This is a genomic window from Bradyrhizobium sp. A5 (assembly GCF_042076515.1).
Taxonomy (GTDB): domain Bacteria; phylum Pseudomonadota; class Alphaproteobacteria; order Rhizobiales; family Xanthobacteraceae; genus Bradyrhizobium; species Bradyrhizobium cosmicum.
This window is the reverse complement of sequence record NZ_CP148990.1, coordinates 6,033,630-6,054,703: the sequence shown is the minus strand read 5'-3', so window position 1 is coordinate 6,054,703 and position 21,074 is coordinate 6,033,630. Positions and strand designations below refer to the sequence as shown.

24 protein-coding genes are annotated in these 21,074 nt (G+C 64.5%); 8 read left to right on the top strand and 16 right to left on the bottom strand.

Annotated features, from left to right (window positions below):
- Positions 1-5 precede the first annotated feature (5 nt).
- The 7 genes from WHZ77_RS28805 to uvrC form a co-directional block, all read right to left on the bottom strand.
- Positions 6-1,130, bottom strand: a complete 1,125-nt coding sequence (locus WHZ77_RS28805; RefSeq protein ID WP_375314833.1) for a YihY/virulence factor BrkB family protein — start codon at positions 1,128-1,130, stop codon at positions 6-8.
- Positions 1,130-1,729: a phage holin family protein gene (locus WHZ77_RS28800; protein WP_375311045.1), complete on the bottom strand. Its 600-nt coding sequence runs from the start codon at positions 1,727-1,729 to the stop codon at positions 1,130-1,132. The genes WHZ77_RS28805 and WHZ77_RS28800 overlap by 1 nt, the downstream gene beginning before the upstream one ends.
- Before the next feature lie 89 nt (positions 1,730-1,818).
- Positions 1,819-2,778, bottom strand: coding sequence for a 50S ribosomal protein L3 N(5)-glutamine methyltransferase (prmB, locus tag WHZ77_RS28795; protein ID WP_375311044.1), 960 nt, complete (start codon positions 2,776-2,778; stop codon positions 1,819-1,821).
- Positions 2,778-3,260: a molybdenum cofactor biosynthesis protein MoaE gene (locus WHZ77_RS28790; RefSeq protein WP_151644211.1), complete on the bottom strand. Its 483-nt coding sequence runs from the start codon at positions 3,258-3,260 to the stop codon at positions 2,778-2,780. The genes prmB and WHZ77_RS28790 overlap by 1 nt, the downstream gene beginning before the upstream one ends.
- Before the next feature lie 3 nt (positions 3,261-3,263).
- Positions 3,264-3,515 carry a molybdopterin converting factor subunit 1 gene (moaD, locus tag WHZ77_RS28785; RefSeq protein WP_015688556.1) on the bottom strand — a complete coding sequence of 84 codons (252 nt, stop codon included), beginning with the start codon at positions 3,513-3,515 and terminating at the stop codon, positions 3,264-3,266.
- Positions 3,512-4,129, bottom strand: a complete 618-nt coding sequence (pgsA, locus tag WHZ77_RS28780; protein WP_375311043.1) for a CDP-diacylglycerol--glycerol-3-phosphate 3-phosphatidyltransferase — start codon at positions 4,127-4,129, stop codon at positions 3,512-3,514. Before pgsA ends, moaD begins: the two co-directional genes overlap by 4 nt.
- A gap of 96 nt (positions 4,130-4,225) precedes the next feature.
- Positions 4,226-6,289 carry an excinuclease ABC subunit UvrC gene (uvrC, locus tag WHZ77_RS28775; protein WP_375311042.1) on the bottom strand — a complete coding sequence of 688 codons (2,064 nt, stop codon included), beginning with the start codon at positions 6,287-6,289 and terminating at the stop codon, positions 4,226-4,228.
- 253 nt (positions 6,290-6,542) lie between these two features.
- Here uvrC and WHZ77_RS28770 point away from each other — a divergent pair, with 253 nt between their 5' ends.
- Positions 6,543-7,166 carry an outer membrane protein gene (locus tag WHZ77_RS28770; protein ID WP_375311041.1) on the top strand — a complete coding sequence of 208 codons (624 nt, stop codon included), beginning with the start codon at positions 6,543-6,545 and terminating at the stop codon, positions 7,164-7,166.
- An 85-nt stretch (positions 7,167-7,251) separates the two neighbouring features.
- Here WHZ77_RS28770 and WHZ77_RS28765 read toward each other — a convergent pair whose 3' ends face one another.
- The 4 genes from WHZ77_RS28765 to WHZ77_RS28750 form a co-directional block, all read right to left on the bottom strand.
- Positions 7,252-7,464 (bottom strand): cold-shock protein, encoded by a 213-nt coding sequence (locus tag WHZ77_RS28765; protein ID WP_375311040.1) that lies wholly within the window; start codon positions 7,462-7,464, stop codon positions 7,252-7,254.
- 253 nt (positions 7,465-7,717) lie between these two features.
- A complete protein-coding gene (locus tag WHZ77_RS28760; RefSeq protein ID WP_375311039.1) occupies positions 7,718-8,578 on the bottom strand; it encodes a 23S rRNA (adenine(2030)-N(6))-methyltransferase RlmJ in 861 nt (286 codons plus the stop codon).
- A gap of 147 nt (positions 8,579-8,725) precedes the next feature.
- Positions 8,726-9,430 (bottom strand): ribonuclease T, encoded by a 705-nt coding sequence (locus tag WHZ77_RS28755; protein WP_375311038.1) that lies wholly within the window; start codon positions 9,428-9,430, stop codon positions 8,726-8,728.
- Between the two features lie 119 nt (positions 9,431-9,549).
- Positions 9,550-10,011, bottom strand: a complete 462-nt coding sequence (locus tag WHZ77_RS28750; protein WP_375311037.1) for a hypothetical protein — start codon at positions 10,009-10,011, stop codon at positions 9,550-9,552.
- Between the two features lie 181 nt (positions 10,012-10,192).
- Here WHZ77_RS28750 and WHZ77_RS28745 point away from each other — a divergent pair, with 181 nt between their 5' ends.
- Together WHZ77_RS28745 and WHZ77_RS28740 are read left to right on the top strand one after the other, a co-directional pair.
- Entirely contained in the window at positions 10,193-10,486 is a 294-nt protein-coding gene (locus tag WHZ77_RS28745) for a hypothetical protein (RefSeq protein WP_151644198.1), read from the top strand.
- A 44-nt stretch (positions 10,487-10,530) separates the two neighbouring features.
- Positions 10,531-11,061 (top strand): DUF3617 domain-containing protein, encoded by a 531-nt coding sequence (locus WHZ77_RS28740; RefSeq protein WP_375311036.1) that lies wholly within the window; start codon positions 10,531-10,533, stop codon positions 11,059-11,061.
- A 295-nt stretch (positions 11,062-11,356) separates the two neighbouring features.
- Here the strand turns inward: WHZ77_RS28740 and WHZ77_RS28735 are convergent, their stop codons facing one another.
- The 4 genes from WHZ77_RS28735 to WHZ77_RS28720 form a co-directional block, all read right to left on the bottom strand.
- Positions 11,357-12,412 (bottom strand): IS110 family transposase, encoded by a 1,056-nt coding sequence (locus WHZ77_RS28735; protein ID WP_375309069.1) that lies wholly within the window; start codon positions 12,410-12,412, stop codon positions 11,357-11,359.
- A gap of 161 nt (positions 12,413-12,573) precedes the next feature.
- Positions 12,574-13,962, bottom strand: coding sequence for an ATP-binding protein (locus tag WHZ77_RS28730; protein ID WP_375311035.1), 1,389 nt, complete (start codon positions 13,960-13,962; stop codon positions 12,574-12,576).
- Between the two features lie 22 nt (positions 13,963-13,984).
- Positions 13,985-14,716, bottom strand: coding sequence for a response regulator (locus WHZ77_RS28725; protein WP_143843344.1), 732 nt, complete (start codon positions 14,714-14,716; stop codon positions 13,985-13,987).
- Entirely contained in the window at positions 14,713-15,255 is a 543-nt protein-coding gene (locus WHZ77_RS28720; protein WP_375311034.1) for a MarR family winged helix-turn-helix transcriptional regulator, read from the bottom strand. The genes WHZ77_RS28725 and WHZ77_RS28720 overlap by 4 nt, the downstream gene beginning before the upstream one ends.
- A gap of 341 nt (positions 15,256-15,596) precedes the next feature.
- Here WHZ77_RS28720 and WHZ77_RS28715 point away from each other — a divergent pair, with 341 nt between their 5' ends.
- From WHZ77_RS28715 to hisS, 3 genes are all read left to right on the top strand, one after another.
- Positions 15,597-16,679, top strand: coding sequence for a branched-chain amino acid aminotransferase (locus tag WHZ77_RS28715; protein ID WP_375311033.1), 1,083 nt, complete (start codon positions 15,597-15,599; stop codon positions 16,677-16,679).
- 443 nt (positions 16,680-17,122) lie between these two features.
- The gene (locus WHZ77_RS28710) at positions 17,123-17,359 is read left to right on the top strand and encodes a DUF2314 domain-containing protein (protein ID WP_375311032.1); all 237 of its coding nucleotides are present in this window, start codon (positions 17,123-17,125) and stop codon (positions 17,357-17,359) included.
- A 49-nt stretch (positions 17,360-17,408) separates the two neighbouring features.
- Positions 17,409-18,929: a histidine--tRNA ligase gene (hisS, locus tag WHZ77_RS28705; protein WP_375311031.1), complete on the top strand. Its 1,521-nt coding sequence runs from the start codon at positions 17,409-17,411 to the stop codon at positions 18,927-18,929.
- 35 nt (positions 18,930-18,964) lie between these two features.
- On the opposite strand, the gene WHZ77_RS28700 is transcribed toward hisS, so the two are convergent.
- Complete coding sequence (locus WHZ77_RS28700) at positions 18,965-20,140, bottom strand: IS481 family transposase (protein WP_375311030.1); 1,176 nt, start codon at positions 20,138-20,140, stop codon at positions 18,965-18,967.
- A gap of 163 nt (positions 20,141-20,303) precedes the next feature.
- Between WHZ77_RS28700 and WHZ77_RS28695 the strand changes: the two genes are divergently transcribed.
- Entirely contained in the window at positions 20,304-20,507 is a 204-nt protein-coding gene (locus WHZ77_RS28695; protein WP_008144861.1) for a tautomerase family protein, read from the top strand.
- A 172-nt stretch (positions 20,508-20,679) separates the two neighbouring features.
- A complete protein-coding gene (locus WHZ77_RS28690) occupies positions 20,680-21,072 on the top strand; it encodes a thioesterase family protein (protein WP_375311029.1) in 393 nt (130 codons plus the stop codon).
- Positions 21,073-21,074: the final 2 nt, after the last annotated feature.

Genomic DNA, 21,074 nt, shown 5'->3' with positions numbered 1-21,074 from the left:
CGCGATCAGTTCGGAGCGGCGGCGCCGACCGTGTCGGCGGAGACGGCCTCACGGCTGCCGAGCGGCTTCGGCTGCCCGGTGGTCGTGTCGTGCAGGGTCTGGCGCTCGATCTCCGAGTTCAACTCGGCCCCGAACATGATGACGATGGCCGACATCCACATCCACATCATCAGGCCGATCGCGGCGCCGAGCGAACCGTAAGTCGCGTTGTAATTGGCGAAGGCCGACAGATACCAGGACAGCAGCGCCGAGCCGGCAATCCAGAGCACGGCAGCGGTCACCGCGCCCACGCTCAGCCACTGCCAGCGCGGTGCGTCCCGGCTTGGCGCGAGCCGGTAAAGCAGCGCCAGCGCGACAAGCAGGAACACGAGCAGGAGGGGCCAGCGCGCAATCGCGATGATCAGCTTGCTTTCGGGCGCGAGCCGGAGGTGATCAAGGGCGAGCGGGAAGGCGACGACGGCGCCGACCATGAGCAGCAGTGCCACGATGCCGCCGACGGTAAACGCCAGCGAGACCATATTGAGCCGGATGAAGCCGCGCTTCTCGCGTTCCTCGTAGGCTACGTTGAGGGCGTCGATAATGGCCTTGACGCCAGCATTGGCACTCCAGATTGCGAGCACGAGGCCGATCAGGAAGGTCGTGCCCAACTCGGCATTGCCCTTGGAGACGACGCGCGTAACCTGATCGCCGATGATCTGATAGGTGCCTTCCGGCAGCATCACCGCGAGGGTCTGAAGATTATCGCCGATGGTGACGGGGTCGGCGAACAGGCCGTAGAACGATACCAGCGCGGTGACGGCCGGAAAGATCGCGAGCAGGCCGAAGAAGACGACACCGGCCGCTGTTGCGAGCAGTCGATCATCGTCGATCCGGGGATAAGTCCGCCAGAGGATGTCCTTCCAGCCAGCCCAGGGGATCGTGAACGGGTTGTTCGAACGTCGGCCACGGCCCGGCTGCGCGGCCGCATGCGCTGGATTGGTTTCGGGTGAGCTGGCTTCAGTGTTGCGGCGGGTCTCGGGCGGCCTTGGCTGGCCGAAGCCCTGGAAATACCGTTCCGCAGCCAGCACGAAGACGGTCGTGGCGGCGACCAGGAGCCAACTGTCGAATTGCCCTGATCGGGGCGTGGACATCATGCGTCCAATCGGTGGCGACGGTACTTCCGCCGCGCCACTGTCACGCCCAGCAATCCGGCAGCTGCGACCATCAGGCCCAGCTGCAATGGCCGGCTGTCGCGAACAGGATTTGACCTGCTGCCACGACCCGTTGAGCCCGAGTTCTCGTCCGGCCCGAGCGGCACCAGGGGAATCGCGGTTGCAACCTCCTTCACCGCCTGCTGGACCGTTCCGCGCGGTATCCGCGGAGTCGCGATCGCAACGCGCAGGCGGCTGGCAAGCGGCACGATCGGTTTGGTCCGGCGATTCATCTGTGCCATTGCGGCTCCAGCGCAGGTTGCAGCCAGCACCAGCAGCACGACCGCCACGGCGCCAAACCCCCAGAACTGTCCGTAAGTGATGGCAACCCAGCGGTACAGCGCAATCAGGCCGACAAAGGTGGTCGCGATCAGGAATAACCCGGTCGCCGCATACAATCCCGCCGCGACCGCATAGGACGTGGCGTGTCCGGTGGCCTGGCTGGTGCGGTCGCGCAAGTAGGACTGGGCGGCCCGCTTGAGATGGTTGAGTTTCAGCGCCATGCCGGCGCGCAGCAATTCGCCCGATGGCGCGAGCATGCGGATATCCTCCGAAAACGAGAACTTCGTCGGGGGATGAACGTGGCGGAATTTGACTTGTTCCGCCGGAGCTCGATTGTCGTGACGGATCAGCCGAGATCGGCGGCCGCGATCCAGAACACCTCGCCCTCGGACTCCTCGGTGTCGAGCCAGAGCAGCGGCAGTTCCGGAAATGCCTCGTCGACCAATTCGCGGCCGCGGCCGATCTCGCAGAGCAGCCCGCCATCCGGCGTGAGGTGGTCGGGCGCGTCGTGCAGGATGCGGCGCACCACGTCGAGACCGTCGGCGCCGCCGTCGAAGGCGAGCTTCGGCTCGGCCCGGCATTCCGGCGGCAATGCCGCCATGCCCTCGGCATCGACGTAAGGCGGGTTGGTGATGATCAGATCGTATTTGTTGTCGCCGAGCGGGGCGAACAGATCGCCGCGGTGGAGTGTGATCCGCTCGTCGAGCCCGTGTTCGCTGACATTGCGCGCGGCAACTTCGAGTGCGCCCTTCGAGATATCGACGGCATCGATCGTCGCGTTCGGGAAATGATGCGCGGCGAGGATCGCCAGGCACCCTGAGCCGGTGCAGAGGTCGAGCACGCGCTCGACGGCGGTGGGATCGTCGATCAGGGACCCCACTTCGCCGTCGCCGCCGAAATGCGACTCCAGTAGCTCGCCGATGAAGGAGCGCGGAACGATGACGCGCTCGTCGACATAGAAGGGCAGGCCGCGCATGTAGATCTTGTTGACGAGATAGGCGGCCGGTTTGCGCGTGGTCACGCGTTTATGGATGAGGTCGAGAAGGGTCTTGCCCTCCGCCGTCGTGACGCAGGCATGGGCAAAGATCTCGAACTGGTCGGGGTGCAGGTGCAGGGCCTCGCAGACCAGGAAGACGGCTTCGGCGACCGGATCCGTCGTGCCGTGCGCAAAGGCGAGCTTGGCCTCGGTGAAGCGGCTCACTGCATAGCGGACGAAATCGATCAGCGTGAGCAGCTCGCCGCGGCCGACCTTCGCGAGTTTCGGGGCGGCGCGGCCGCGCACGGTCTTCGTGGATGCTCTTGCCATCAGGATCGGGTCCAGCGTGCGGCGGCCTCGTCGTCACGGGCGTGGGCCTCGACCCAGCCGGTGCCGGTGGCGCTCTCTTCCTTTTTCCAGAACGGCGCGTTGGTCTTGAGATAGTCCATCAGGAACTCGGCGGCCTGAAACGCTGCCTGGCGGTGCTGCGAGGCGGTGAGCACCAGCACGATGTTCTGGCCGGGCATGAACCGCCCGACGCGATGGATGACCGTGACGCCGTTGAGCGGCCAGCGCGACGTCGCCTCGTCGGCATGGCGCTTGATCTCTTCCTCCGCCATGCCGGGATAGTGTTCAAGCGTCAGCGCCGCGATCTTCGCGCTGTCCTCGTCGCCGCGGCAGATGCCGGAGAAGCTGACGACGGCACCGATGTCGGTGCGGCTCTTGGTCAGGACCGCGATCTCGCGCGCGATGTCGAAATCGTCTTCCTGGATGCGGATGGTGACGGGGCAGCTGGTGGCAGTGGATGTCATGGACTAGCCGCCGGTCATCGGCGGGAAGAACGCGATCTCGCGGGCGCCGGCGATGGCGGCGTCGGACTTGACGTGGGCGTGGTCGATCGCGGTGCGGATCACCTTCGGCTTCTCGAAGGCATAAGCATAAGCCTCGCTCCGGCCGGACAGCCAGGCGATCAGCTCCTCGACGGTGCGGACGGTCGCGGGCGGCTCGATCGTCTCCTCGGCCTTGCCGACGCGCTCGCGCACCCAGGCGAAGTACTTCACCTTCATGCCTCATCCTCCTTGATGAGGTGATGGATGCCGGAGCTGAAATAATCGTAGCCGGTGTACATGGTGAGGATCGCCGAAGCCCATAGCAGCGCCAGCCCGATCATCGAGACGATCGGCGCTACCTCGTCGCCGGCCGGGCCCGCAAGCAAGAAGCCGATGGCGACGAGCTGGACCGTGGTCTTCCACTTGGCAAGCCTGGTCACGGGCACGCTGACGCGCAGCGCGGCGAGGTATTCGCGCAGGCCCGAAACCAGGATCTCACGGCACAGGATCACGATCGCGGCCCACAGCGACCAGCCGTGGATGATGCCGTCCGCGGCCAGCATGAGCAGGCAGGAGGCGACCAGCAGCTTGTCGGCGATCGGATCGAGCATCCGGCCGAACGCCGATTGCTGATTCCAGATCCGGGCGTAATAGCCGTCGAGGTAATCGGTCACTGCCGCGGCGATGAAGATGGCGACCGCCACCCAGCGCAGCCACAGCGGCTGGTCCAGAATCGATTGCGCGTAGATGCACCCGACCACGACCGGGATCGCGGCGATCCGGCCATAGGTCAGGATGTTCGGGAGGGACATCGCGCGGCTGTTCGTCCCTCGTGTCGTGGCGATGTTCATCCGTCCTACCAATACCGCTGGTGCCTGAAGGTCAACCGTCCAGCTCCCAAATGGGGTGCGGGATGCGACGACCATATGACCGCGGCTCCCTTGAGTTCACCCCGGCTGGGGATGGAAATAGTCGAAAATCCTGCGCGCGCTCTCGGCGCTCACCCCCGGAACCTTGCCGAGATCGACGATCGAGGCCCGTTCGATCTCCTTCAGGGTTCCGAAATGATGCAGCAAGGCACGTTTGCGTGACGGGCCGATGCCCGGAATCTCCTGCAAACCGGCCTCGCGAATGTCCTTCTTGCGCAGCTTGCGGTGCGAACCGATGACGAAGCGGTGGGCCTCGTCGCGCAGCCGCTGGATGAAATAGAGCACGGGGTCGCGCGGCTCCAGCTTGATCGCCTCGCGCTCCGGCATGAACAGGGTCTCGCGGCCGGCATCCCGGTCCGGCCCCTTGGCGACCGACATCAGCGACACCTGGGTCAGGCCGAGATTCGTGAAGATTTCCCGGACCGCATTGAGCTGGCCGCGGCCGCCATCGATGATGACGAGATCGGGCCATTGCGGGAAGTCGTCGTCCCTGGTCCTGGCTGTGCCCTCTTCGGGCGGATTGACGAGGCGCTTGAAGCGGCGCTCCAGCACCTCGCGCATCATGCCGTAGTCGTCGCCGGGCGTGAGCCCTTCCGACTTGATGTTGAACTTGCGGTACTGGTTTTTGACGAAGCCGTCCGGGCCGGCGACGATCATCGCGCCGACCGCATTGGTGCCCTGGATGTGGCTGTTGTCGTAGACCTCGATGCGCTTGGGCGAATGCGGCAGGCTCAGTGTCGCGGCCATGGCATCCAGCAGCCGGCTCTGCGTCGCGGTATCCGCGAGCTTGCGGCCCAGCGCCTCGCGCGCATTGGTCAGCGCGTGGGTGACCAGTTCCTTCTTCTCGCCGCGCTTGGGCGTCGTGACCTCGACCTTGTGGCCGGCCTTGATCGACAGCGCATTGGCCAGCAGCTCGCTCTCCTCGATCTCGTGCGAGAGCAGGATGTGCTTGGGGGGCGGCTTGTCGTCGTAGAACTGGGCGAGGAAGGACCCGAGCACTTCCTCCGGCGTGTAGGTCTTCTCCGCGCGCGGGAAATAGGCGCGGTTGCCCCAGTTCTGCCCGGTGCGGAAGAAGAACACTTCGACGCAGGAGAAGCCGCCTTCCTGGTGGATGGCGAACACGTCGGCTTCTTCGACCGTGCGCGGATTGATGCCCTGCTGCGACTGGATCGCCGACAGCGCGGCGAGGCGGTCGCGGTACAGCGCTGCGCTTTCGAATTCGAGCTCGCCCGAGGCCCTTTCCATTTCGCCCGCGAGCTCCTTCTTCACCGCCTGGCTCTTGCCGGACAGGAAGTCGGTCGCCTCGCGCACCAGCGTCGTGTAGCCGGGGAAGTCGATTTCGCGGGTGCAGGGACCGGCGCAGCGGCGGATCTGGTAGAGCAGGCAGGGCCTGGTGCGGCTCTCGAAGAACGAGTCGGTGCAGGAGCGGATCAGGAACGCGCGCTGCAGGGCCGTGATGGTGCGGTTGACGGCGCCGGCGGAGGCGAACGGGCCGAAATAGCGGCCGGGCCGCGACTGGGCGCCGCGGTGCTTGAGGATCTGCGGCGCCCAATGGTCGCCGGTGATCAGGATATAGGGAAACGACTTGTCGTCGCGCAGCTGCACGTTGAAGCGCGGCCGGAGCTGCTTGATGAGGTTGGCCTCGAGCAGCAGCGCTTCGGTCTCGGTCGTGGTCGAGATGATTTCCACGGTCACGGTGGCGGCGATCATGCGCAGGATGCGCGCCGGCTGCGGCGCACTTTGGCGCGCATAGTTCGACAGGCGCTTTTTGACGTTCTTGGCCTTGCCGACATACAGCACGTCGGCATTCGCACTGAGCATGCGATAGACGCCGGGCGAGGTGGGGGCGAGCCGGACCGCGCGCTCGATCGCCTCATGGCCCGTCGCCAGAGGCTCCTCGCCGACCGCGCCGCTCTCCTCCAGGATGTCCGGCAGCCGCGGCTCGTCCTCGTCGTCGCCGCCGGCGGCCGCGGGATCGAGATCCGGCGGCGTCAGCCCCTCGGGCGGAGTGTCGGTCGCAGCGGCCCGCGGCGATTTGCGCGCGCGCGCCTCATCCGGATTGTCGGTGGAATCGTGAACCATGGTGCGAATTTAAGCGCTGGGGATGCCGATTTGAAGTTCCGGCGGTGCGGCACGCACAGGGATGGCGGGCGCGGTTCCCGGTAACGCTTCCTTAAGTCTGTTAACAGCGCGGTAACCCGCCTTAACAGCCCTTTAACTTAAAACTCTCGATAAATCTTACGCGAAAAGTTCTTGGTTCCGTAACCATGCGTTTTTGGCCCGGCGCGGCGGCGCAAGGCAGCATCCGGTTACGGCAGTTGCGTTGGAGAGTGTGATGAAGGGGTTCGTTGTGGGCGCAGCCGCGTTGGTTGCTGCCGCCTGGACAGCTTCGGCAGAGGCCGCCGATCTCAGTTACGGGCAGCGTGCGCCCTACACGGTCAATCAGCCGCTCAACGCCTATAGCTGGGCGGGCCCCTATCTCGGCGCCAATCTCGGCTATGAGTGGGGCTCGGTGAGCAACAGTCCCGTGAAGCCCTCCGGCTTCGTCGGTGGCGCGCAGGCCGGCTACAATTTCCAGAACGGCCCGTGGGTGTTCGGTGTCGAGGGCGACATCCAGGCCGCCGGCGCCGACGACACTTTCGCGCCGTGGAAGTTCTCCAATCCCTGGTTCGGCACCCTGCGCGGCCGCGCCGGCTATGCCTTCAGCAACGTGCTGTTCTACGGGACCGCCGGCCTCGCCTTCGGCGAACTGCGTGCGCAGACGTTTGGCTGGACAGAGTCGCACACCAGCCCCGGCTGGACCATCGGTGCCGGCGCAGAACTCGGTCTTGCGCAGAACTGGAGCGTGAAACTCGAATATCTCTACATCGATCTGTCGACGAGCCAGTTCGGAATTACGGGTGTCTCAAACGGCTATAGCGCCAGCGTTGTGCGCGCAGGCGTGAACTATCACTTCTGATAGCAACAAGAAAATACCGGACAACAACCTCCCGGCCGCTCGCGGCCGGGATTTTTTTTGCGTCAGGTGGTTTGCGTCAGGCCCGCTAGGAGAGGACTAAATTGACCGCCTTCGGTCCCTTCCCCTTCTTGTCCGGCTCGACTTCGAAAGTAATACGCTGTCCTTCGGCAAGGTCCTTCAGTCCCGCCCGCTCCACAGCGGTGATGTGTACGAACACATCGCGACCGCCGTCGTCCGGCTTGATGAAACCGTAGCCGCGCTCGCCGTTGAAGAACTTAACCGTTCCCGTCATGGCCATCGGGAAACTCCCCCTCATTGCTCCTCCGTCGCGACGCAGACTCACGTCACGACATGACCGGGCCTTACGGAGCCCGGGAGAGCTGGCCATCCTTGAACGGACCTTGTCGGTCCGGCCGGATCTTTCTTAGGCCTTCACTCCGCCGCAACCATTCGCGGAAGCGGAACGTAAAGCCAGTCACTGAAACAGCATAATACGGTTCTCTGCAGATTGACTACCGCTACTGCATATTTTTCCCAAGAATGCCGGAGCGTTACGGCCGCGGCACCTCTAATCGGAATCTGGCAGATCCGCCCTGGCCGAGCGGCATTTCCAGCTCGGGCAGGATCGTCTTCAGCTCGCCGTGCAGCGTGTAGGGCGGGTTGACGATCAGCAGGCCGGTGGAGGTGAGGGCGGCGCCGTCGAGCTGCGGCGCGACACTGAATTCGAGGCGCAGACATTTTCCCGGCGGCTTTGCTGCGGCTGCGAGCCGCGCCACGAGCTGCGATAGCGCGTCGGTGGCGCGCCGGCTCTTGGCCGGATACCAGATTACATAGATACCAGTCGGCCATTTCGCGAAGGCCGCCGAGAAGGCCTCGCCGAGCCTTTCGAACTCGTCCTTTGCCTCGAACGGCGGATCGATCAGCACGAGGCCGCGCCGTTCCTTCGGCGGCACGAAAGCAGGGAGCGCCACCCAGCCGTCGAGATCGACCACGCGGGCCTGTTCGTCGCGGCGCAGCACGCCGATCAGCGCCTTGCGGGCCTTCGGCTCGAGCTCGCAGGCGACCAGGCGGTCCTGCGGCCGCATCAGGCCGCGCGCGATCAGCGGCGAGCCCGGATAGGCCTTGAGCTCGGCCTTTGGATTGAAGGCGCGAACGATGTCGAGATAGGGCTTGATCAGCGCGATGGTGTCGTTCGACAGCCGCGCCTGCATCAGCCGCGCAATGCCCGTCAGCCACTCGCCGCTGCGGCGCGCCTCGTCGCTGTCGAGATCGTAAAGGCCGGCGCCGGCGTGGGTGTCAATGACGCGGAACGCCCCCGGCTTGTCCTGCAGATAGGTGATGATGCGGGCCAGCACGATGTGCTTGATGACATCGGCGAAGCTGCCGGCGTGGAAGGCGTGACGGTAGTTCATGGGAAGATCTGCGGCTCATGAGAGAAGATGCGCAGCATCTTCTACTCGTCATGGCCGGACTTGTCCCGGCCATCCACGCGCGACCACAGGGCAGGAAGGACGTGGATGGCCGGGACAAGTCCGGCCATGACGGAGGCTGTACTGTCCTCAACCACCCCTGATCGGCGGCATCGTAACCTGGTCGCGGCGGCAGGCGCGGCGGTCGGTGTCCTCGCAGGCGCGGAACTGCAAATCCTTGCTGAGGCAGATGCGGACCTCGGAGAGCCGCGTCCGGTTGCAGGTGACCGACACGGCTGCATTGCTCAGGCCCGGATTGGCCTTGATGAAGGCTTCCTCGACGGCGGCCGGCGCCACTGACTTGGCCTGCGACAGGTCGAGATATTCGGCCGGGATCTTCACCACGGCGCGCGCTTTGCGGATCGTCTCGAAATAATTGCGGCCGTCGAGCCCCGAGCAGGTGCCGTGCTTGTCCCACTCGTTGAAGATCAGGCCGGGCGCCGGCATGAGGTCGAGCATCGAGGAGACGATGTTGCGGTTCAGCCGCGGCGACGGCCGCTGGCAGTATTCCGGGAAGCCGTTCTCATATTGCGGCCACAGCCCGTGCACCACGAAGGCATAGGGCCGCCCGCCGCACTGCATCTGCGAGCGCCCGCCGCGCTCGGCGGCCTCCTCGCAGAACGAGGGCGACCACGACAGCGACAGCACATAGAAATCGAATTCGCCGGGCGCGTTCTGCCGCTTGTCCTGGGCCTTTGCACCGCTGGCGAAGACGACCAGCCCGGCCGCAAGGGGTAGGGCAAGCGTCAGCGAGATCATCAGGCGGGAGAAAGATTGCAATCTGGAATGAAACATGGCGACGCCCCTCAACTAGACTGTGCAATCGAGCCTAGCAGGCGAAAAGAACATTTCAAGAACAAATTTCGAGCGGCGCTCGCTTGGCTCCTGATCGGTCCGAATCAGGGCTGGTCGAATTACGGCTTGGCGGCGCGGCAGGCCGGATTGTAGGCCCAGTTGCGATCGACCCCGACCACGCACCATTCGACACCGTTGCCGTACCCGGCAAAGCCGCCGTCCTCGATGATCGAGAAATGCACCTTGCGTGCCTTGCCGTCATTGAGCATGGCCTCGCCGGTGCAATAGCGGCGCGGAATGTTGTCGGACTGCCAGGGCCGGAAAGCGACCTCGTGAACAGCGGCGAAGCCGGTGATCTTCAACGAGGAATTCCAGAACGAGCTTTCCTTTTCCCAGAACTGGGTGGCGATGGTCGGCAGCGCCTTGTCGCAATCGGCGACGGCGCCGTCATAGCGCGGCCCGCTGAGCCAGAAGTTCAGCTCCAGCGGATTGGCGGCCCTAGCCTCGCCGAGCGACATTGCCCCGAACATGAGGCCGAGCACGGCGGCAAAGCGGAGCGATTTCAGGGAGGGGGCGCGCATGGGCAATCCGGACAGCTGGGTCTTGAAGGCTGGACGGTGCCGCGAAGGCCCGGGCAGGTCAAGTGCAGCGCGGCAACACTTACCCAAGAGTTGACCATAACGTCGCAGCCAGCAGGGCTTCAGTTCTTTTCACTTCCATTCCGGCACCGTAAACTGGCGCCAACCAATTGGAGTAACAGGAATGCGAATCATTGCGGCCGCGGGCATTCTTGCCTTGGGTATTATGGCGAGCCAGTCGGCGCGCGCCGATCTCCTTCCGGTGCCGCCGTTCAAGGGCAACGACACCGGCGGCATCATCGCCTATTCGATGGCGACCCAGGTCGATGCGCGTCAGGTCGCGGTCGATCACTGCGCGCGCTACGGCAAGGTGGTGAAGTTTCTCGCGGTGCAGGCCTATGAGGGCGGCTACATCTCGTTCTCCTGCCGCTGGGTGCCCTATGGCGCCGCCGAGCAGCCGATCCGCACGCTCTACTAAAGCGCTTTCGCAGCGCCCCAATCTCTCAGCGGGAGCATCTCCTCATGACGCGCAAACTCGCTTTGCTCGGCTCGGCCCTTTGCCTCGTTCTGTCGGCAGGCGTGGCTCGTGCGGACGATCTGCCGGTGCGCAAGGCCGGTCTCTGGGAAATCAAGATGGTCAGGGCCGGCTCGCCCGTGCCCGAGATGACCATGCAGCACTGCACCGACGAGACCGTCGACAAGGAGATGAACAACAACGTCTCTCCGATGGCCAAGCAGATCTGCGCCAAGCAGGAGATCAAGAAGACCGCGACCGGCTATGTCAGCGATTCCGAGTGCAGCGTCGCCGGCATCAGCACGACCTCGCATGCCGAGATCACTGGCGATTTCAACTCGGCCTATACGGTGAAGACCTCGTCGCATGCGCAAGGCGGCGCTGTCGGCGCCGCGGGGCGCGACACCACCATGACCCTCGAAGCCAAGTGGCTCGGGGCCTGCAAGCCGGAGCAGAAGCCCGGCGACATCGTGATGCCCGGCGGCTTCAAGATGAACGTGCGCGACATCGACAAGCTGAAGAATTTGCTGCCGAAGTAGGTGGGATCGTAGCCCGGATTGCTCGTCGCTCCATCCGGGCTTCTGTAACGGGCCCTGGTTAGTCAATCCCTTTTTGCGCGATCCTGTTGCCGGGCACTTGCTTCTGTACGGGATCGGCGCGAAGGCCGTCGCCTGATGGGGTGCATTTGAGGAGCCGGCCGGCCAATCTACGGAAGCGTGGTTATGACCCACTTCCCGGATGGCGGCCTGACCGGATCCATCGTCCCGGCTAGGGACCTCGCTCAGGGAGAGCCTGATGTCGTGACTCCCCCAGAACCGATTGATGCTTCCTTGTTTAAGTTGCGGCCATGGCGATGACCTTGGCCTTGTTTTTGACCTCGGGGTTGAAGGGTTTGGCATCGGCGAGCATGCGATGCAGGATGACGGCAAGCTTGCGTGCCAGGGCGACCTTGGCCTTGCGCATGCCGGCCCGATTGGCGATCCGCATGGCCCAGCTCTTGAGCGCCGAACAATTCTTCAGCGGCTTGGTCAGCATGACGTGAGCCGCCTGGTAGAGCGCCTCGCGTACGGAGGCGTCGCCGATCTTGCTGATGCGGCCGGTATAGTCGGTTTCTCCTGATTGGTATTTCCTTGGGGTCAGACCAAAGTGTGCGCCAGTGGCCTTCGAGGAACGGAAGCGCTTCGGATCGTCGATCGCCGCAGCATAGGTGAGCGCCACGATCGGACCGACGGAAGGCGTCGTCATCAGGAGCTTGGCGGAGGGCTGCGCTCTGGCGAGCTTCTGGGTGTGCCTGTCCAGGCTCTTGAACTCCTGGAGTAGCACGGCATGGGCCTGGAGGAGCGCCTTGGCGACCAGCTCAAGTCCGGGGTGACCGGCGACGAGTTCCCGGATACGTTCGGCGAAGGTGCGCTCGGTGGTCTTACCGACCTTCAGGCCGAAGCCCCGCAGCACGCCGCGCAGACTGTTCTCGACATCCTGCAGCTTCGACTGCAGCAGCTTGCGGGCCGTCAGAATGGCCCGCGTCTCCTGCGATGCAACGGATTTGCAGTGCACCGGCCGGAACCAGCCCAGCCGCATCAGCTGGGCGATCCCGCGCGCATCGTTGCGGTCTGACTTCACCGGCATTGCCTTGAAGGCATCGCGCACGTGCCGCGTCTCCAAGAGCTCGACCGCAAGTCCTGCATCCCGCATCGCCGCGTACAGCCATTGCGACAACGGACCTGCCTCCAGACCGATCCGCTCGCACGTCAGCCCCAGCGACCCGAACCACCCGATCAGAGCCTCCGGCTCGCTCAAAACCTTCGTCTCGCGCAAAATCTTGCCCGCTCCATCCACCAGGCAAACGCTCGAGCATTCCAAAGACACGTCAATTCCTGCATAGTGGTACACGGTCGTCCCTCATGATGCTTGGAGCGGGCTTGCCCGACTCCGTTAAACACCATCAATTTGAGGGACGACCGCCTTCCATCCAACAGGCCGCTCGCGAGCGCGCTTCCAAATCGCGCCGTAGCGAGCGGGCGGCCGGCCCGTTACCCCATCTACATCATCGCTTACACCGGAATCCTCACACTCGCCCTCAATCCACCCATCGGGCTGTCGCCGAGGGTGATGTCGCCGCCATGTGAGCGGGCGATGTCGCGGGCGATGGCAAGGCCAAGGCCCGTGCCGCCTTCGTCCTGGTTGCGCGCGTTGTCCAGCCGCAGGAACGGCTTGAACACTTCTTCGCGCAGATGGACGGGAATGCCCGGCCCGTCGTCGTCGACGGTCACGGTCAAATAACGGTGATCGCGCTGGCCGGTGATGGCGATGCTCTTGCCGTAGCGCGCGGCGTTGGTGACGAGGTTGGCGAGGCAACGCTTGAACGAGGCCGGCTTCACCGTGACCACAGGCAGGCCGTGGAACGCGACGGTGGCGGTGTGGCCGTGGCGTTCGGCGTCGCTGCGCAGCTCTTCGAGCGCCTGCGCCATGTCGGTCGGCTGCGACTGCTCGCCGGAATCGCCGCGGGCGAAAGCAAGGTAGTCCTCAAGCATCATCGACATCTCGTCGACGTCCTTGCGCATGCCCTCGAGCTCGGGGCTGTCGCCAATCAGCGCCAGTTCGAGCTTGAAGCGGGTCAGGATGGTGCGCAGATCGTGGCTGACGCCGGCGAGCATCGCGGTGCGCTGCTCCATCGTGCGCTCGATGCGCGATTTCATTTCCAGGAAGGCGACCGCTGCGCGCCGCACCTCGCGCGCGCCGCGCGGCCTGAAGTTCGGCGCCTCGCGGCCCTTGCCGAAACTCTCCGCGGCGTCCGCAAGGCGCAGGATCGGCTTGATCTGGTTGCGCAGGAACAGCACCGCGACGATCAGCAGGATCGAGGACGTGCCGACCATCCAGAACAGGAATATCTCCGAGTTCGAGGCGTAGGCGGCGCTGCGCTGTGCGAACACGCGCATCACGGCATCGTCGAGCTGGATGCGGATCTCGACGAGGTTGGAGCGGCCAACGGTGTCGATCCAGAACGAGCGTCCGATCTGGCGGCCGAGCTGCACCGACAGCGTCTGGTCGAGCAGCGAGAAGAACGGTTTTGGTCCGGGCGGCGGCATATCGCCGGCGGGGAGGAAATCCACCACGAGGCCGAGACGCTGCTGCGCGATGCGGCGGATCTGGTCGCGGTCCTTGTCCTGCGGATAGCCCTTGTAGACGTCGATCAGCGCCGCGATGTCCTGCACCACCGCCGCGGACAGGCGGCGCGTCACCGTGTTCCAGTGCCGCTCCATGAACACGAAGGCGACGACCGACTGCAGGATCACCATCGGCACGATCATGATCAGCAGCGCGCGGGCATAGAGGCCGGTCGGCATCCAGCCCTTGAACGCGTTGCCCATCCAGCCATTGGCGGCTGAAACGCGGCCGGCCGCGCTCTTGAGCAGAGTCAGGCCGGTATCGATCGTGCTCATCGGTCGCGCTTCACTGATCTATTTATGGCGAGGCCACCAGGCGATAGCCGATGCCGCGCACCGCCTGGAGGAACAACGGATTGGCGGGGTCGGTCTCGATCTTGCGCCTGAGACGGTTGATCTGCACGTCGACGGCGCGCTCGTTGACGCTGCCATTGCCGGTCAGCGCGCTGCGCGGAATGGTCTCGCCCGGCGTCTCCGAGAGAATGCGCAGCATCTCGCGCTCGCGGTCGGTGAGGTGGATGACCTCCTCGCCCTGGCGCAATTCGCCGCGGTCGAGATGGTAGACGTAGGGACCGAACGCGATCTTCTCGACCGCCGCGGTTTGCGGCGGCGGTGCGGCGCGCTTGAGGATGTTGTTGATGCGCAGCGCAAGCTCGCGCGGCTCGAATGGCTTTGCCACATAATCGTCGGCGCCGATCTGCAAGCCCTCGATGCGGGCTTCGGCTTCGTGCCTTGCCGTCAGCATCACGATCGGCACCGAGGATGAGGTCCGGATGAAGCGGGCGAGATCGAAGCCGGTCTCGCCGGGCATCATCACGTCGAGGATCAGCAGATCGAAATGCAGGCCCAGCAGCTTCGAGCGCGCATCGCCGGCGCTCGCCGCGGTGGTGACGCGATAGCCTTCGCTGGCGAGGAAGCGCGACAGCAGATCGCGGATGCGGCGGTCGTCATCCACCAAAAGCAGATGAGGCGCGTCATCGGCCGGTTGCACCGGCGGGCGGGCGAGCGTGGCAGCGAGTGGCACGGTCACTCCTTTCCGTCTTGATTGACGTTGGCGAAGATCGTCTCCAGCACCTTGTCCGGATCGTCGCGGTCGATCATCGCGCGCAGGAAGCGCTTGACGGTCTCGGCGTCCTCCGGCGCCATCTCGGCCAGCGCCTTGGTGATCCGCGTGGTCTGCAGGCCGGCGAGCTTCTGCACCAGCGCCTCGCCCTTCGGCGTTGCGTAGAGCAGGCGCTGGCGACGGTCATTGTCGCCGGTCTTCTGCACGATGTATCCCTCGTCCAGCAGCTGCTTGAGCACCCGGCCGAGCGACTGTTTTGTGATGCGCAGGACGTCGAGCAGGTCGGCGACCTTGAGACCGGGATAGCGATAGACGAAATGCATGACCCGGTGATGGGCCCGGCCGAAGCCAAAGGCCTCCAGCTCCTGGTCGGGATCGCCGACGAAATCACGATAGGCGAAGAACAGCAGCTCGATGATATCCCAGCGCAAATTGCCTCCATCGCCTGCGGCCGGCCGAGGCTCGGCAGCGTCTTGAGGGGGAGTCGCGAAATTTATGTCAGGCATATTGACGTATCTTGGGTTCAATGTTACAAAACGATCGACCCGCACGAAATTTTAGATCGTTTCGCGTTGGGTCGCATCGAAGCAGGGCGGCCGGAGTGAGCCGGACAGGCGGCGACGGCCGAAGCAGATCTACCGTGCGATTGTCGAGCGGCATTTCGGCAAAACATACTGGACTTCCGCCTTCCGCAAAAGCATGTCCTCGGCGGACATGCTGGCCACGGAAACCGGCCGTAACAAGGCTGGCGGTGGTCCGGCCAGAAACCACATCAAGCCAGCCGGGCCCGAAACAGGGTAGGCAGGTGCCAGACAGCGCCGCCACCGGCAGCGGGAGGCCTAAGGACATGAGCATGAAATTCGACATCCAGCCCGCATCCAACCCTACGCCAGAAAAGGACCGCGTCGCCAAGCTGGTGGACCCCGGCTTCGGGCGGGTCTTCACTGATCACATGGCGATCGTCCGCTATAACCAGGCCAAGGGCGGCTGGTACGAGGCCAAGATCGAGGCGCGCGCCAACTTCCAGCTCGATCCGGCCGGCGCCGTCCTGCACTATGCCCAGGAAATCTTCGAGGGGCTGAAGGCCTACAAGCGCGACGACGGCGGCGTGAACCTGTTTCGCCCCGACGCCAATGCGCGGCGGTTCAAGGACTCCGCCGATCGCATGGCGATGGCGCAACTGCCCGAGGACGTCTTCATCGAAGCGGTCGAGCAGGTCGTGCGCATCGACCGCGCCTGGATGCCGGGCGGCGAGGGCAGCCTTTACTTGCGGCCCTTCATGATCGCGAGCGAGACCTTCCTCGGCGTCAAGCCGTCGTCCGAATACATTTTTGCAGTCATCGCTTCGCCCGTCGGCTCTTACTTCAAGGGCGGTCCTGCGCCGGTGTCGATCTGGGTCTCGGAGAACTACACGCGTGCGGCCGTCGGCGGCACCGGCGCGGTCAAGTGTGGCGGCAACTATGCCGCGAGCCTGCGGGCCCAGGCCGAAGCGATCCAGCATGGCTGCGATCAGGTCGTGTTCCTCGACGCGAACGAGCGCCGCTATATCGAGGAGCTCGGCGGCATGAACGTGTTCTTCGTGTTCGAGGACGGCTCGCTGTCGACGCCGCCGCTCGGCACCATCCTGCCCGGCATCACCCGCGACTCCATCATCACGCTCGCACGGGATGCCGGCAAGACCGTGCGAGAGGAACCGTATTCGCTCGACCAGTGGCGCAAGGATGCGGCCTCCGGCAAGCTGAAGGAGGCCTTCGCCTGCGGCACCGCCGCCGTGATCTCGCCGATCGGCAAGGTGCGCTCGGTGAGCGGCGACTTCGAGATCAGCGGCGGCGCCGCCGGCCCCGTCGCCATGGGCCTGCGCAAGCAGCTCGTCGACATCCAGTACGGCCGCACCAACGATCCGCATAACTGGATCCGCAAGGTGTTTTGAGGCTTCGTGTCCCGGGTTTGGGGTCGCGAAACGGATCGACAACGTGCCGCCCTGCGGAGGGGCGGCACGTTGGGACTTCCCTGATGACGATAACCTTTAGTTGTTGAACGCGTCAGCGCAACTGTGCGACAATGGTTGGGACATCGTAGTTTTAGACGCCCGAGCATGCCGACCTCTTTCTCCCCGCCAATCAAATGGGCCGTATCCGCCGTCGTCACGGCGCTTGCCGTCTTCGGCATTCTAAACCTGGGTCCACGCCCGACGGTGAACGTGCCGGACCGGGTCATCAGCGTGGCCGATACTGACGCCGAAATGAATGCCGCGATCGCTCGCGCACGCACGACGCTGCCTGTCTTCTGGGCTTCCTATGATACGCCAAACGGTCGGAGACGGAGCACTCTCTCAAGGTGCGATTTCCCGCAGGCAATGGCGAGCATATCTGGATGAGCCAAGTGAAGAAGCTGCCGAGCGGGGAATATGCAGCGCGTTTCGCGGACACGCCTCAGAATATGCCAGGAAAGCGGTTGGGCGACCTCGCTGCTTTCAAGGATGCTGACATCTCGGACTGGATGTTCATGCGCAACGGCAAGATCGTCGGCGGCGAGACCATCAAGCCGCTGCTCAAATCCATGCCGAAGGCGGACGCCGACGCGCTACGGGCACGGATGGAGCAGCCGTAGGGGCAAGCTGGCGGTTGCCGCGTCCCGCGTCGGCTGGTAAACGCCGCGCATGGCCGAAAAACTCAAAAAACCCCAGAAACTGAAGGCGCGCCTGCCGCGCGGGCTCGAGGATCGCGATCCCGCCGCGATCCGGGCGACGCGCGAGATGGTCGAGAAGATCCGCGCCGTCTATGAGCTCTACGGCTTCGAGCCGGTGGAGACGCCGGCGATGGAATACACCGACGCGCTCGGCAAGTTCCTGCCCGACCAGGACCGTCCGAACGAGGGCGTGTTCTCGTTCCAGGACGACGACGAGCAATGGATCAGCCTGCGCTACGACCTGACCGCGCCGCTCGCCCGCTATGTCGGCGAGCGCTACGGCACCGACGGTCTGGTGTTGCCCTATCGCAGCTACCGCGTCGGCTACGTCTTCCGCAACGAGAAGCCCGGTCCCGGCCGCTTCCGCCAGTTCATGCAGTTCGACGCCGACACGGTCGGCTCGGCGACGCCGGCGGCGGATGCCGAGATCTGCATGATGGCGGCGGACACGATGGAAGCGCTGGGCGTGCAGCGCGGCTCCTATGTCGTGAAGGTGAACAATCGCAAAGTGCTTGATGGCGTTCTGGAAGCCATCGGGCTCGCCGGTGACGAGAACGCGGGCCGCAGGCTGACGGTGCTGCGCGCAATCGACAAGCTCGACAAGTTTCCCGCCGAGGAAGTCCGCAAATTGCTTGGTCCCGGACGGTGGGATGGGGGCGAAGAAGGCAAGGGTGACTTCACGAAAGGCGCCAATCTGAGCGCGGCGGAGGCTGACGTCGTTCTCGCCATCACCAAGCCGCGCGACGATTGGAAAGAGGCCATTGCCGCGGCGGAAACCTATCTTGCCAAGAGCGAAGTTGGTCAGGCCGGCGTGAGCGAACTGGAAGAGATCGCCAAGCTGGTCGCCGCGTCGGGTTACAGTGCGGATCGCATCAAGATTGATCCGTCCGTCGTGCGCGGTCTCGAATATTACACCGGTCCCGTCTACGAGGTCGAACTGCTGCTCGAGACCAAGGACGAAAAAGGCCGCCCCGTGCGCTTCGGCTCGGTCGGCGGCGGCGGTCGTTACGACGGCCTCGTCTCGCGCTTCCGCGGCGAGCCGGTGCCGGCGACCGGTTTCTCCATTGGCGTGTCGCGGCTCCAGGCGGCGCTGACGCTGCTCGGCAAGCTCGACACGCGGCCCGAGTTCGGTCCCGTCGTCGTCACCGTGTTCGACCGCGATCGCGTCGCCGACTATCAGAAGATGGTGGCAATCCTTCGCACCGCCGGCATCCGCGCCGAGCTCTATCTCGGCAATCCCAAGAACATGGGTAACCAGCTCAAATATGCCGACCGCCGCAATGCGCCCTGCGTCATCATCCAGGGCTCCGATGAAAAGGCGCGCGGCGAGGTGCAGATCAAGGATCTGATCGAAGGCGCCAAGGCCGCCGCGGCCATCGCCTCCAACCAGGAATGGCGCGAGAGCCGCCCGGCGCAGTTTTCATGCAGCGAAGCCGAGCTCGTCGCGAAAGTGCGCGAGGTGCTGGCGCGCCATGACGTGAGCTGGGGATAGCCATTCCGGGAGGCCGTTATGCCCGGGCTTGTTGTTTAGTCCGGAGACATGGCTGACACCTGTTCGGACACATCACTGACAGGTTGGCGGTTAGTCAAGTCGATTGATGCGACCTGCCAGCTGGCGAAGAAGATGCCGTAATGGCCGTCACGATCCAGCGGCCTGATGGCAAGCCGTTCGCGTGCGAAGGCCTGAGGAACCTTCCAGAAGCGTCCCTTGAAGGAGATGTAGGGTCTTGTCGATGAGACCCTGCGCACGATCTCGCCGCTGTCGTACTCGACGTTCGGGACACGGGCCGGCATGGCACGGGCACTCGGTCGGAAGCGATCGGCGGGAACGTGCATATCGAGGCCTTGGTGGGGGCGCTCCAGATTGTAGACCGGCCGCCAGGCATCAAGGGCGCGTTGGACTTCCGGGAGAGTGCGGAAGCGACGCATCGCAAAGACTTCAGCCTTCAGCGTGCGATGGAAGCGTTCGTTCTTGCCGCGGGCCTGTGGGTGACATGGCCGGGCATGCACCACCCTGACGCCCAGCTTGAGCAGCCACACCTTCAATCCGGTCCAGCGGACGCCGGACGTATCGCCCCAGGGGGAGCCGTTGTCGGTGTAGAAGGCCTCCGGCAGGCCATAGCAACGGAACGTCGCCGTCAGGTGATCCTGCACGGTAAGACGCCGTTCGTCGGCGCACGCCTTCAGGCACAGGACATAGCGCGAGTGATCGTCGACGATGGTCAGCGGATGGCACCGCGTGCCGTCAGCGAGCGGCATGTGGCCCTTGAAGTCCATCTGCCACAGCAGGTTGGGTGCTTCCTTCTCGAAGCGGTGTCCCGGATTGGGCGGCGCATTCTCGCTCGGTTTGACCCGGCCGTTCCGGCACAGGATCCGGTGCACCGTTGACGGCACAGGTACCGTCTGGCCGTTCCGCTTCAGGCAGTGGGCGATCTTGCGCGCGCCCCAGGCCGGATGCTTGTCACGCACCGCGAGCACCTGCGTCTCGACCGCAGGCTCGCTGCGCCTGGGCATCGCATGCGGCCGCCGCGAGCTGTCCGCCAGCTCCCGATCGCCAGCCAGCCAGCGCCGCAGCCATTTGTAGCCGACGTCAGGACTAATATCGAACCGCCGGCACAGCTCGCGCCGATTGGCGCCTTCCTGCAAGGCCAGCCGCACGAACTCATGGCGCTGATCCATTACTGACACCTCACTCCAGGGCATGGACGGCCTCCCGAATCGGACCAATCCAGCCAATGTTGATGTGTCAGCTATGTCTCCGAACACCCGTCAGTGATCTGTCCGGGCTAAACACTTGTCCCGGGCATCCACGTCCTGTTTGATGGCGACCGTCAATGGCCGGTGTTCGGCCGCAAGGGAGAAGACAATGCCTGAGATCACCGTCAGCATGGCCGAAGGCCGCACCGACGAACAGAAGGCCGGCATGATGCGCGACATCACCCAGGCGCTGGTGAAGAATCTCGGCGTCGATGCCGATGCCGTCGTCATCCAGATCAACGAAGCCCCGCTCCGCCACAAGATGAAGGGCGGCAAGACGTTCGTCGAGCGCGCGGCGGCGGCGAAGAAATAGGCCACACTGCTTCGGCAACCACCGCCGTCGTCCCCGCGAAAGCGGGACCCATAACCACAGGGCGTGGTTATCGGCGAGCTGGCAACTCCGAATCCTCGCCAAACTCAATCCTATGATTGGGTCCCGGATCGGCGCTGCGCTTGTCCGGGACGACAGCGGAGTTTAAGGCACCATGGACGCACGCGATTTCATCACGATCGGCATGAGCGCCGAGCGCACGCTGGTGGTGCCGGTGGAGCGCACGGTCGGGCATTTCGTGCCGGGCATGCCGATGGTCTATGCGACACCGATGATGATCCTGGAGATGGAGATGACCTCGGGCGATGCGATCCGCGCCGCGCTGCAGCCGGGCTGGGTCACGGTGGGCACCGAGGTCGACATCCGCCATCTCGCGGCAGCGTTGGTCGGCGCAACGGTGCGAACCACAGCGAAGGTGATCGCGGTCGAGCGCCGCGTCATCCGTTTCGAGGTCGAGGCGTTCGAAGGTACGCGCAAGCTCGGCGAAGGCCGGCATGCACGCGGGCTCGTGAATGTCGAGATGTTCAACAAGCGGCTCGGAGCGTAGCC